Below are 11,939 nucleotides of genomic sequence, written 5' to 3' on the forward strand. Positions count from 1 at the left end.
GGCACGCTCGCTCCCGCACATCCCACGCATCGACGCAGAAGATCCTGACACCGGGGTAATCCGTGAAAAAGCTCTCCGCACGACGACGCCATCCGCTGGCGGCGCTCGTCGTCCTACTCCTCGCGCTGGCGGCCACTGGGGGGCTGTACGCCGCGTTCGCGCCCGCGAGCAACGCGCAGGCAGACGACACCGCCCAGTCCCTCACCATCGACGAGGGCAAGAAGCTCTACGCCGTTGGTTGCGCAAGCTGCCACGGCGCCGGCGGTCAGGGGACCTCCGACGGTCCGAGCCTGGTCGGCGTGGGCGCCGCGGCGGTCGACTTCCAGGTCGGCACCGGGCGCATGCCCGCGGCTACCTCCCAGGGCCCCCAGGTGCCCAAGAAGAAGGTCATCTACACGCAGGCCGAGATCGACCAGCTCGCCGCGTTCATCTCCTCCCTGGGCGCCGGCCCGTCCGTCCCCACCGACGCCGAGTACGGCCCGGAGGGCGCGGACATCGCCAAGGGCGGTGAGCTGTTCCGCACCAACTGCGCGCAGTGCCACAACTTCACCGGCAAGGGCGGCGCCCTCACCAAGGGCAAGTACGCTCCGACCCTCGAGGACGTGGACCCGAAGCACATCTACGAGGCCATGCAGACCGGCCCGCAGAACATGCCTTCCTTCCCCGACACCACCCTGTCGGAGCAGAACAAGAAGGACATCATCGCGTACCTGCACGCGGTCAACAGCGACGACACCGACAACCCGGGCGGTCTGGAGCTGGGCGGCCTCGGGCCGGTCAGCGAGGGCCTGTTCGCCTGGATCTTCGGTCTCGGTGCCCTGATCGCGGTCGCCGTCTGGGTCGCCGCTCGGACCGCAAAGGCCAAGAAGTCATGAGTAGCCACAACATTCCAGAAGAGAACCTGCCTGCCGAGCAGTCCGCAGGACACAACGAGCACGGTCACGGTGCGGTGGGCGTCGCGGACGAGCACAACCCGTTCGCGGACCCCGGTCTCCCGCCGCACGAGCACCGCGTCCAGGACATCGACGAGCGGGCCGCCAAGCGGTCCGAGCGTGCGGTCGCCTTCCTGTTCACGCTGTCGATGCTCGCCACGGTCGGCTTCATCGCCTCGTACGTGGCGATCCCCGCCGACAGGTCGATCTTCGTGTTCCCGATCGGCCACCTCAGCGCGCTGAACTTCGCGCTGGGTCTGACGCTGGGCACGGCGCTGTTCACCATCGGCGCCGGCGCGGTCCACTGGGCCCGCACCCTGATGTCCGACGTGGAGGTCGCCGACGAGCGGCACCCGATCGCCGCGCCCCCCGAGGTCCGGGCGAAGGTCCACGCGGACTTCGCGCAGGGCGCCAAGGAGTCCGGGCTCGGCCGTCGCAAGCTGATCCGCAACACGATGTTCGGCGCGATGGCCCTGGTGCCGCTGTCCGGTGTCGTGCTGCTGCGCGACCTCGGCCCGCTGCCCGAGGACAAGCTGCGTCACACGCTGTGGGCCAAGGGCAAGCTGCTCGTCAACATGAACACGAACGAGCCGCTGCGTCCGTCGGACGTCGCCGTCGGTTCGCTCACCTTCGCCAAGCCCGAGGGCCTGGAGGAGCACGACGAGGAGTTCCAGAACGAGATCGCCAAGGCTGCCCTGATGATCGTCCGGCTCCAGCCGGACAACATCAAGGACAAGCAGGAACTCGACTGGTCCTACCAGGGCATCGTGGCGTACTCGAAGATCTGCACCCACGTCGGTTGTCCGATCTCGCTGTACGAGCAGCAGACGCACCACGTGCTGTGCCCCTGCCACCAGTCCACCTTCGACCTCTCCGACGGTGCCCGAGTGATCTTCGGTCCCGCCGGTCACGCCCTGCCGCAGCTGCGCATCGGCGTGAACGACGAGGGCTACCTCGAAGCGCTCGGCGACTTCGAGGAGCCCGTCGGTCCTGCATTCTGGGAGCGCGGATGAGCACCACTGAGAACCACGCGAGCAACGAGTCCCGCGACCGCGGGAAGGCGCCGGCCGGCGAGCGGATCGCCGACTGGGCCGACGGCCGGCTGGGGATCTACTCCCTGGCCAAGGCCAACATGCGCAAGATCTTCCCCGACCACTGGTCGTTCATGCTGGGTGAGGTCTGCCTCTACAGCTTCATCATCATCATCCTCACGGGTGTGTACCTGACGCTGTTCTTCCACCCGTCGATGACCGAGGTGGAGTACCACGGCAGCTACGTCCCGCTCCAGGGACAGCTGATGTCGGAGGCGTTCAGCTCGACGCTGCACATCTCCTTCGACGTGCGTGGCGGTCTGCTCATCCGGCAGATCCACCACTGGGCGGCGCTGATCTTCCTCGCCGGCATGTTCGTGCACATGATGCGCGTGTTCTTCACGGGCGCGTTCCGCAAGCCGCGTGAGATCAACTGGCTGTTCGGCTTCCTGCTGTTCGTCCTGGGCATGTTCACCGGTTTCACCGGCTACTCGCTCCCGGACGACCTGCTCTCCGGCACCGGTGTCCGCTTCACGCAGGGCGCGATCCTGTCGATGCCGATCGTCGGCACGTACATCTCGATGTTCCTGTTCGGCGGAGAGTTCCCGGGCCACGACTTCGTGGCGCGGTTCTACTCGATCCACATCCTGCTGCTGCCGGGCATCATGCTCGGCCTGGTGGTCGGCCACCTGATCCTGGTCTTCTACCACAAGCACACGCAGTTCGCGGGTCCCGGCAAGAGCAACAAGAACGTCGTCGGCATGCCACTGCTGCCGGTGTACATGGCCAAGGCCGGAGGCTTCTTCTTCCTGGTCTTCGGTGTGATCGCGGCCATCGCGGCCATCGCGCAGATCAACCCGATCTGGGCCATGGGCCCCTACCGTCCGGACCAGGTGTCCACCGGCGCCCAGCCCGACTGGTACATGGGCTTCGCCGAGGGCCTGATCCGCTTCATGCCGGGCTGGGAGATCAACCTCTGGGGTCACACGCTCGTCCTGGGCGTGTTCATCCCGCTGGTGCTGTTCGGCGTCGTCCTCGCTGCGCTGGCCCTGTACCCGTTCATCGAGTCCTGGGTCACCGGCGACAAGCGCGAGCACCACATCCTGGACCGTCCGCGCAACGCGCCCACCCGTACGGCCCTGGGCGTCGCCTGGGTCACGATGTACATGATCACGCTGGTGGGCGGCGGCAACGACCTGTGGGCCACGCACTTCCACCTGTCGATCAACTCGATCACCTGGTTCGTCCGGATCTTCTTCTTCGTCGGACCGGTCATCGCGTACATCCTCACCAAGCGGATCTGCCTCGGCCTCCAGCGCCGGGACCGGGACAAGGTGCTGCACGGTCGCGAGACCGGCACCATCAAGCGCCTGCCGCACGGTGAGTTCATCGAGATCCACGAGCCGCTCAGCCAGGAGCAGCTGCACACCCTCACGGCGCACGAGCAGTACCAGCCGGCCGCGATCGGCGCTTCCGTCGACGCGAACGGTGTCGAGCGCAAGGTGAAGGGCAAGGAGAAGCTTCGCGCCAAGATCAGCGAGGCCTACTTCGGTGAGGACCAGCAGATTCCGAAGCCCTCCGTGGAGGAGTACAAGGAGATCACGAGCGGCCACGGCCACCACTGATCGCTGAGGCGTCGCCACGCCGCAGGAGAAGGGCCCCGTCCGGTCTTCGGACGGGGCCCTTTGCCGTGCCCACGGGCTGGATAGGGTGGGGTTCACCCTGTTCCGCGTCACACAGCGGACGAACGACACATGACGACACACGCAGGAGCGGCTATGAGCGCTGTGACCCCCGCTGGAGGCGACACCGCGGCGGACCGTTCCTGGCCCGAGGTGCTGAACGGCCTGCTGTACGGCCGTGACCAGGACGCGGACGCCACGTTCTGGGCGCTGGACAGGATCATGCGGGGCGAGGCGACCGACGCGCAGATCGCCGGGTTCGTGGTGGCGCTGCGGGCCAAGGGCGAGACCGTCGCGGAGATCAACGGTCTCGTCCGGGCCATGTACGAGCACGCCAACCTCATCGAGGTGCCGGGACCGACCGTCGACATCGTCGGCACGGGCGGCGACGGCGCGAAGACGGTCAACATCTCCACCATGTCGGCGATCGTCGTGGCCGGCACCGGTGCCACGGTCGTCAAGCACGGCAACCGGGCAGCGTCCTCGGCGTCCGGCGCCTCGGACGTCCTGGAGAAGCTCGGCGTCAATCTGGAGCTGACCCCGAAGCGGGTGGCCGAGGTGGCCCAGGAGGCCGGGATCACCTTCTGCTTCGCGGTCAAGTTCCATCCGGCGCTGCGTCACGTGGGCGCGGCGCGCGGCCAGTTGGGCATCCGCACGGTGTTCAACGTGCTCGGCCCGCTGACCAACCCGGCCCGGGTACGGGCCCAGGCGGTGGGGGTCGCCGACCCGCGCATGGCGCCGGTCGTCGCGGGCGTCTTCGCCGAGCGCGGCAACTCCTCCCTCGTCTTCCGGGGCGACGACGGCCTCGACGAGCTGACCACCACGGCCACCTCCCACGTGTGGGTCGTGCGCGACGGCAAGGTCGCCGAGGAGACCTTCGACCCGCGTGACGTCGGCCTCGACCTGGTGCCGGTCGAGGCGCTGCGGGGCGGGGACCCCTCGTACAACGCGGAGGTCGCCCGCCGCCTCCTGGAGGGCGACACGGGACCCGTGCGGGACGCCGTGCTGCTGAACTCGGCGGCGGCGCTGGTGGCGCTCGAGCCGGGCACCGGGACCCTTGCGGAGCAGTTGCGGGCCGGTATGGCGAGGGCGACGGAGTCGATCGACTCGGGCGCGGCCAAGCGGGCCCTGGAGCGCTGGGTGGCCGCCAGCAACGCGTAGCGGTCCACAGTTCGCCGTCCCGCGATCCGGACACGGGTTGCGGGACGGCGATCACCTCACGTACGTTCCTGTACCAGGTCATGAGTGACAGTCATGAGGCCCCGGCCGACTGTCCGGCAACCCTCCGTCCGTGGCGGGGTGCCCCGGGTGAGGACCAGGCCGTAGGCAGCGAGGTCTACGGCAAGCGCGGACCCCTCGCACTCTTTCGAGTGAGCACCGCCAGGGGTCCTGGTCGTTCGAGGGAGCCTTCCGTGAGCAAGCGAATGCGATAGGGCGTAGAGCCCCGCCTCCGCACACCCCTTTCACCTTCCCCCGTGCTCGAGCCATGCCCGCTCGCACGGTGGTTCCCCCTTGCCTCTCACGGGAGTTCGCCATGTCTGTCCCCACCGCTGCCGCCACCCGTACGATCTGTGCCCAGCTGCCCGTTCTCGGCCGGGATGTCACCGTGCCGCTGGTGACGGGCGGCACGGTCGCCTACGCGGCGCTCGACTACGCGGCCAGCGCCCCCGCCCTCCAGCGCGTCTGGGACGACGTGGCGGCCTACGCCCCGTACTACGGCAGCGTCCACCGCGGCGCCGGCTACCTCTCCCAGCTCTCCACGGACCTCTTCGAGAACGCCCGCCGCACGGTCACCGAGTTCCTCGACTGCCGTCCGGACGACCAGCTGGTCTTCACCCGCTCGACGACCGACTCCCTCAACCTGCTGGCGCGGGCCCTCCCGGCCGACTGCCAGGTCTTCGTCTTCGAGACCGAGCACCACGCCTCGCTGCTGCCCTGGAAGGACGCCCGGGTCACCTACCTCGACGCCCCGCGCACCCCGCGCCAGGCCGTCGAGACCCTGGAGCGCGCCCTGGCCGCCCGCGACCCGCACGGCCCGGCGCTGGTCTGCGTCACCGGCGCCTCGAACGTCACCGGCGAGTTGTGGCCGGTGCGCGAGCTGGCGGCGGCGGCGCACGCCCACGGCGCCCGGATCGTCCTGGACGCCGCCCAGCTGGCCCCGCACCACCCGGTCTCCGTCCGTGACCTGGACGTCGACTGGGTCGCCTTCTCCGGACACAAGCTGTACGCGCCCTTCGGCGCCGGCGTCCTGGCCGGCCGCGCCGACTGGCTGGTCGCGGCCGACCCGTACCTCGCGGGCGGCGGCGCCAGCCGTAAGGTCACGCGGCGCGAGGACGGCGGGGTGGACGTGGAGTGGCACGAGAGCGCCGCCCGTCACGAGGCCGGCTCCCCGAACGTGATCGGCGCCTACTCGATCGCCTCGGCCTGCAAGGCGCTCACCGAGGCCGGCTTCGAGAACCTGGTCGCGCGGGAGGAGCGCCTGATCGCGAGGGTGCGGGCCGGGCTGGCCGAGGTCCCGCAGGTGAAGGTGCTGTCCCTGTTCGGCGACGACGCCCCGCGGGTCGGCGTGATCTCCTTCGTCGTCGAGGGCTGGAACAGCTCCCACTTCGCCGCGGCCCTCTCGGCCGAGTACGGCATCGGTGTCCGTGACGGCCTCTTCTGCGCCCACCCCCTGGTCCGCACGCTGCTGGGCGGCGACCCGCAGACCCAGGGCGAGTGCGGCGCCCCCGAGGCGGCGCCCGGCGAGAGGTCCCTCAACGCGATCCGGGTGAGCTTCGGCGCGGGAACCCCGGACGAGCACGTCGAGCGCTTCGTGACGGCGGTCCGTGAACTGGTGAGCGACGGGGCGAAGTGGCGGTACCGCACGGAGGACGGCCGCTGCGTCCCCGCGGTCTGAGCGACGGTCCGCGGGAGGCGGTGGTCAGCGGGTCAGGAGTCCAGCCCGATCGCGAACGCCGCCTCCAGGTCGTGCTGCGAGTACGTGCGGAACGCCACGTGGGTGTCGGTCCCCTCGACTCCCGGGATCTTGCTGATGCTGCCCGGGATGACCTCCGCCAGGTCCTCGTGCTCCTTCACCCGCACCATGGCGATGAGGTCGTACGTCCCGGTGACCGAGAAGACCTCGCTCACGGAGTCCAGCGAAGCGATCCGCTCCGCGATCTCGGGGATCCGGTCCACGCTGGTCTTGATGAGGACGATCGCGGTGATCACGGCTGGTTCTCTCCCTCGGGGGCCGGAGCTGGGGCGGCCCTCACTCTAGTCGCCCGCCCCCTTCTCGCCGCCGCCTTCCCCGGGCGGCCCTGCGGGCCCTCGTCGTCGCGGAAACGGGCCCACGCGTAGCCGAGTCCCAGCGCGAAGCCCACCAGGTGCGCCAGGTAGGCCACCCCGGGCCCCTGGGCGGCCCGCCCCGCCGCCGCCCATTGCAGGGCCGCCCAGCAGGGCAGCACGACCCACGCGGGGAACCGCAGCGGCAGGAAGAACAGGAACGGCAGGAGACTGGTGACCCGCGCCCGGGGGAACAGGTACAGAAAGGCGCCGAGCACCGCGGAGATCGCCCCGGAGGCTCCCACCAGGGACTGCGCGGACCCGGCGTTGGCGGCGGCGTAGCCCAGCAGGGCCAGGTAGCCGCAGCCGGTGTAGAAGAGCGTGAACTCGACGCGTCCCATCCGGTCCTCGGTCATCGTGCCGAAGACGTAGAGGAAGAGCATGTTGCCCAGCAGGTGCACCCAGCTGCCGTGCACGAAGAGGGCGGTGGCCGGGGTCAGGACGGCCCGTGGCGTGCCCTCGAACAGCTCGCCGGGGACCACGCCCCAGCGCCGGAAGTAGGCGCGCTGCGCGGCCGCCAGTTCGTCGCCGGTGCCGTAGGCCGCGTTGAAGCCCGAGGCCGGGCCGATCAGGAAGACCAGGCAGCACAGGGCGATGAGTCCGTAGGTCACCGGCGCGGAGGTGTTCCGGACCGCCCTGCCGACCGTCCCGTTCCAGTTGCTGATCATGGGTACAGAGCATGACGTAACGGGACGCACTCCCGTGGGCCGCCTCGCCGCCGTGGACGGGTGGGCGGCGAGTACCCGCCAGGCCGTAGGGTTACGAGCCATACACGCGGGGGAGCCTCCGGCCCGACCGCGGTGACAGCGAGCACGACACGAGAAGGAAGCGGAAAGCCACGATGACGGTTCCCCTGCCGACCGCCACGACGCGGTGGCGCTGCACGCTCTGCGGCAACCTCACGCGCTTCGACGTGACGCGCTCCTCGAAGGTCGTCGAGTACGTGCACCTCGACCTCGCCGGTGAGCCGAAGATCGAGGAGCGCGAGGTGGTCGATGAGACCATCGAATCGGTGCGGTGCCGCTGGTGCAACGCCGTGGACCAGGTGGAACTCGTGGATCGGCCGGGCGCCGGTTCCTGACGACGGGCGTCCTCCCGCTCGAGCGAAGACGAGAGCGTGGGAGGCCCCGCACAGTATTGGGGTGTGACGGATGGTGGAGAGCGCAGGCGGGGGGCCGGGCGACGGCGCCGCCGAGATGCTCGACCGTCCGCTGCCGGACGGCGTGCGGCGCAGGGTCGTACAGATCGTCTCCGACGGCTTCGGCGGGCTGACCGTCACCGAGCTGCCCGCCCAGTTGCGCCAGTACGCCCGGTTCGCGCCGAACCGGCGGGCGAAGTTCGCGGGCAACGCGATGGCGGCCGCGCTGGAGACCGATCCGCTCTTCAGACAGCGCATCGCCGAGAAGTTCAGAGAGGCCCAGCCGGAACTGGCCGGCGCTCTGGATGCCGGCTCGCCGACCCCGGCCGCGGACCCGCACGAGGTGGCGGCCGCGGCCTACGTGCTGCGGCCCACCGGCTGGGTGAAGCTGGTCACCGCGGCCGGCGAGGAGGCCCAGCGGGCCGACGCCGAGCGCGCCGGCGAGGAGAGCCGGGCCGAACTGGAGCGGCTGCGCGAGGATCTCGACCGCGCCCGTGAGCAGACCCGGACGGACACCGCGTCGCTGCGGACCGAACTGGAAGCGGCGAAGAAGGAAGCCGAGTCGGCCCACCGCAAGCTGCGTTCGGCCCTCAGTGACGTCAAGCGGGGCGAGGCCGCGCTGCGCAAGGTGCGGGCCGAGCTGGAGGCCGTGCGCGCCGAGGGGCAGGTCCAGGTGTCCGCCGCGGAGAGCGAGTCCCGGCGGCTGAAGGGGCGGCTCGCGGAGGTGGAGGCGGCGCTGGAGGCCACCCGGAGGGCGGCGCGCGAGGGCCGCAGCGTCGAGGACATGCGGGTGCGGCTGCTGCTGGACACCGTGCTCGACGCGGCCCAGGGGCTGCGGCGGGAACTGGCGTTGCCGCCGGTGTCGGTGCGTCCGGCGGAGACCGTCGACGCGGTCGAACCGGGGCGGATGACCCCGAAGGACATCGCCACGCGCGCCCTTTCGGAGAACGATCCGGCCATTCTCGACCAGCTTCTCGCGCTGCCGCAGGCCCATCTCGTCGTCGACGGCTACAACGTCACCAAGACCGGCTATCCGCAGATGCCCCTGGAGAAGCAGCGGCTCAGGCTGCTCGGGCAGCTCTCGCAGCTCGCCGCACAGACCGGCGCCGAGGTCACCTGCGTCTTCGACGGGGCCGAGCTGGCCGCTCCGGTGCTGCTCGCGCCGCCGCGCGGGGTGCGGGTGCTGTTCTCCAAGCCCGGTGTCACGGCCGACGAGCTGATCCGTCAGCTGGTGCGGGCCGAGCCGCCCGGGCGGCCGGTCATCGTCGCCTCGACCGACCGCGAGGTGGCCGACGGCATCGCGAAGGCGGGTGCCCGACCGGTGGCTTCCGCGGTACTTCTGAAGCGACTGTCCTGAACGGCGAAGTTCCGTGTTTAATGACCGAATTGGCGGGATCGTCACGCAACGTAGGGTCAATCGAGCATGACTGCACGTGAGTTACATGAAAAAACTGCGTTGCGTGATGTGTTTTTTTCTTCTGAGGATTTGAACTGATCACGGCGAGGTCACTAAGGTCGGGGCTCGAATCTCCAAACGGGTGATCACTCAAAAGAAGGAGCCCGTCTCCGTGGCGTCCCACCGTCGACCGAAGCAGCCGAGTCGCGCGCGCGTGACCGTGCTGACCACCGCAGCCGCCGCTGCCGTCGTACTGAGCTCGCAGGCCGCCAACGCGGCGCCCAGCGAGAAGCTCACCAAGGACGAGGTCAAGAGCAAGGTCGACAAGCTCTACGAAGAGGCGGAGCAGGCCACCGAGAAGTACAACGGGGCCCAGCAGAAGCAGGAGAAGCTCCAGAAGGAGATCTCCACCATCCAGGACAACGTGGCCCGGGGGCAGGCGGACCTCAACGAGCTGCGCGACTCCATGGGCCTGGCGGCCGCCGCCCAGTACCGCACCGGGTCCATAGACTCGTCCCTCCAGCTCCTCCTCTCCTCGAACCCGGACGACTTCCTGGACAAGGCGTCCGCCGCCGACCAGTTGAGCGCCCAGCAGGTCGAGGCGCTCAAGAAGATCCAGGAGAAGCAGCGCGAGCTGGCGCAGGAGCGCACCGAGGCCTCCGGCAAGCTCAAGGACCTCGCCACCACCCGTACCGAACTGGGCAAGAAGAAGAAGGAAGTCCAGGCCAAGCTCGCCGAGGCGCGCAAGCTCCTCAACACGCTGACGGCCAAGGAGCGGGCCGCCCTCTCCGCCGCCGACGCCCGCGCCAGCCGGGACTCCGGCGACCGTGTCGACCTCGGCGACGCCCCCACCGGCTCCGGCCGCGCCATGGCCGCTTTCCAGGCCGCGCAGAGCCAGCTCGGCAAGCCCTACCAGTACGGCGCCACCGGCACCGCCACGTACGACTGCTCGGGCCTGACCTCCTGGGCCTACGCGCAGGCCGGCGTCGGCATCTCGCGGACCTCGGAGGCGCAGGCCAACGACGGGACGCGCATCTACTCCCAGAGCGCCCTCAAGGTCGGCGATCTGGTGTTCTTCTTCAACGACCTGCACCACGTCGGCCTCTACGCGGGCAACGGCCAGATCATCCACGCCCCGCGCACCGGCACGGTCGTCCGCTACGAGTCGATGAGCACGATCGGCGGCCCCTTCATGTTCGGCGTCCGCGTCTGATCCGCCCCCGGATCGGGACACGACGCCCGCCCGAACGGGCGAATCGTGACAACGAGAAGTGACCCCACGCCCCGCCGGTGACCTGCGTCAGCGGCGGGGCGTCACTGTGTGTTGCCGCCGAGGTCTTTGGCCCACCCCCCACACCGGGGCTACTGTCTGCCGCGTTTCCTGTCCGCCAGTGGAAGGAGCGCGGCTTCCCGTGGGGTCCCATCGCCGCCTTGCACAGTCCGGGTTCGACCGGGGCGCCTCCAGCGCCCTGAGCGTGCTGTCCGTCGCGGCCGCCGCACTCGGCGCCGTGTCCGCCGTACCGGCCACAGCCGCTCCGCACGACGACACCCGTGCCGAGGTGGACCGTCTCTACGAAGAGGCCGAGAAGGCCACCGAGGCCTACAACACGGCCGACGAGCGCGCAGACACCCTGCGGGGGCAGGTCGGTGCGGCCCAGGACCACATCGCCCGGCAGCAGGAGCGCGTCAACGACCTGCGCGACCAGCTCGGTTCGCTGGCCGGAGCCCAGTACCGCTCGGGCGGCCTCGACCCCTCCCTGGCGCTGGTGTTCTCCGACGACCCGGAGGACTACCTCGCCAAGGCCTCCGTCCTCGACCGGATCACCGCGCACCAGGCGGGCGAGCTGAGGGAACTCCAGGGCGCCCTGCGCGAACTCGCCCAGGAGCGCGCCGAGGCCACCGCCAAGCTCGCCGAGCTGGAGCGCAGCCGCAAGGCCGTGGTGAGCCACAAACGGACCGTGGAGCAGAAGCTCGCCAAGGCGCGGCAGCTGCTCAACGCCCTGCCGTCCGCCGAACGCGCCGCCTACGACCGGGCCTCCCGCTCCGGCCGCGACGACATGCAGGGCCTCTCGGGCGCCGTCCCCGTCTCCGGCCGCGCGGGAGCCGCCGTCGCGGCGGTGCGCTCCGCGCTCGGCAAGCCGTATGTCTGGGGCGCCAACGGGCCCACCGGCTTCGACTGTTCGGGCCTGGTGCAGTGGTCGTACGCGCAGGCCGGGGTCTCGCTGCCGCGCACCTCGCAGGCCCAGGCGCACGCGGGCCGGCGGGTTCCGCTCTCCGAGGCTCGGCCCGGCGACATCGTCACCTACCGCTCCGACGCCAGCCATGTCGGCATGTACGTCGGCAACGGGCAGGTCGTCCACGCCCCCTACCCGGGTGCGCCGGTGCGCTACGACCCGGTCGGGATGATGCCGGTGTCGTCCGTCACCAGGCCCTGAG

At 70.2% G+C, this 11,939-nt stretch carries 11 protein-coding genes and 1 riboswitch; of the genes, 9 read left to right on the forward strand and 2 right to left on the reverse strand.

Going from position 1 to position 11,939, the window contains the following annotated elements:
- The first annotated feature begins 62 nt into the window (after nt 1-62).
- The 5 genes from qcrC to OHS71_RS29755 all read left to right on the forward strand — a co-directional run bounded on the left by qcrC (nt 63) and on the right by OHS71_RS29755 (nt 6,541).
- On the forward strand, nt 63-875 hold the full coding sequence (qcrC, locus tag OHS71_RS29735; RefSeq protein ID WP_328482398.1) for a cytochrome bc1 complex diheme cytochrome c subunit: 813 nt from the start codon (nt 63-65) through the stop codon (nt 873-875).
- Nucleotides 872-1,945 (forward strand): cytochrome bc1 complex Rieske iron-sulfur subunit, encoded by a 1,074-nt coding sequence (gene qcrA / locus OHS71_RS29740; RefSeq protein ID WP_328482399.1) that lies wholly within the window; start codon nt 872-874, stop codon nt 1,943-1,945. The genes qcrC and qcrA overlap by 4 nt, the downstream gene beginning before the upstream one ends.
- Nucleotides 1,942-3,588 (forward strand): cytochrome bc1 complex cytochrome b subunit, encoded by a 1,647-nt coding sequence (gene qcrB, locus OHS71_RS29745; RefSeq protein ID WP_328482400.1) that lies wholly within the window; start codon nt 1,942-1,944, stop codon nt 3,586-3,588. The genes qcrA and qcrB overlap by 4 nt, the downstream gene beginning before the upstream one ends.
- Before the next feature lie 153 nt (nt 3,589-3,741).
- On the forward strand, nt 3,742-4,806 hold the full coding sequence (gene trpD, locus OHS71_RS29750; RefSeq protein ID WP_328482401.1) for an anthranilate phosphoribosyltransferase: 1,065 nt from the start codon (nt 3,742-3,744) through the stop codon (nt 4,804-4,806).
- A 76-nt stretch (nt 4,807-4,882) separates the two neighbouring features.
- Nucleotides 4,883-4,999, forward strand: a riboswitch (SAM riboswitch).
- A 180-nt stretch (nt 5,000-5,179) separates the two neighbouring features.
- Nucleotides 5,180-6,541, forward strand: a complete 1,362-nt coding sequence (locus OHS71_RS29755; protein WP_328482402.1) for an aminotransferase class V-fold PLP-dependent enzyme — start codon at nt 5,180-5,182, stop codon at nt 6,539-6,541.
- A 32-nt stretch (nt 6,542-6,573) separates the two neighbouring features.
- Here OHS71_RS29755 and OHS71_RS29760 read toward each other — a convergent pair whose 3' ends face one another.
- Both OHS71_RS29760 and OHS71_RS29765 read right to left on the reverse strand, forming a co-directional pair.
- Nucleotides 6,574-6,855, reverse strand: coding sequence for an Lrp/AsnC family transcriptional regulator (locus OHS71_RS29760; RefSeq protein WP_020129992.1), 282 nt, complete (start codon nt 6,853-6,855; stop codon nt 6,574-6,576).
- Nucleotides 6,852-7,637 (reverse strand): rhomboid family intramembrane serine protease, encoded by a 786-nt coding sequence (locus OHS71_RS29765; RefSeq protein WP_328482403.1) that lies wholly within the window; start codon nt 7,635-7,637, stop codon nt 6,852-6,854. The genes OHS71_RS29760 and OHS71_RS29765 overlap by 4 nt, the downstream gene beginning before the upstream one ends.
- Nucleotides 7,638-7,810: 173 nt before the next feature.
- Between OHS71_RS29765 and OHS71_RS29770 the strand changes: the two genes are divergently transcribed.
- The 4 genes from OHS71_RS29770 to OHS71_RS29785 all read left to right on the forward strand — a co-directional run bounded on the left by OHS71_RS29770 (nt 7,811) and on the right by OHS71_RS29785 (nt 11,938).
- Nucleotides 7,811-8,050, forward strand: a complete 240-nt coding sequence (locus OHS71_RS29770; RefSeq protein ID WP_328482404.1) for a hypothetical protein — start codon at nt 7,811-7,813, stop codon at nt 8,048-8,050.
- 70 nt (nt 8,051-8,120) lie between these two features.
- On the forward strand, nt 8,121-9,464 hold the full coding sequence (locus OHS71_RS29775; RefSeq protein ID WP_328482405.1) for an NYN domain-containing protein: 1,344 nt from the start codon (nt 8,121-8,123) through the stop codon (nt 9,462-9,464).
- A 211-nt stretch (nt 9,465-9,675) separates the two neighbouring features.
- Nucleotides 9,676-10,716: a C40 family peptidase gene (locus OHS71_RS29780; protein ID WP_328482406.1), complete on the forward strand. Its 1,041-nt coding sequence runs from the start codon at nt 9,676-9,678 to the stop codon at nt 10,714-10,716.
- Nucleotides 10,717-10,915: 199 nt separating this feature from the next.
- Complete coding sequence (locus OHS71_RS29785) at nt 10,916-11,938, forward strand: C40 family peptidase (protein WP_328482407.1); 1,023 nt, start codon at nt 10,916-10,918, stop codon at nt 11,936-11,938.
- Nucleotide 11,939: the final 1 nt, after the last annotated feature.

Source organism: Streptomyces sp. NBC_00377, assembly GCF_036075115.1.
Classification (GTDB): Bacteria; Actinomycetota; Actinomycetes; order Streptomycetales; family Streptomycetaceae; genus Streptomyces.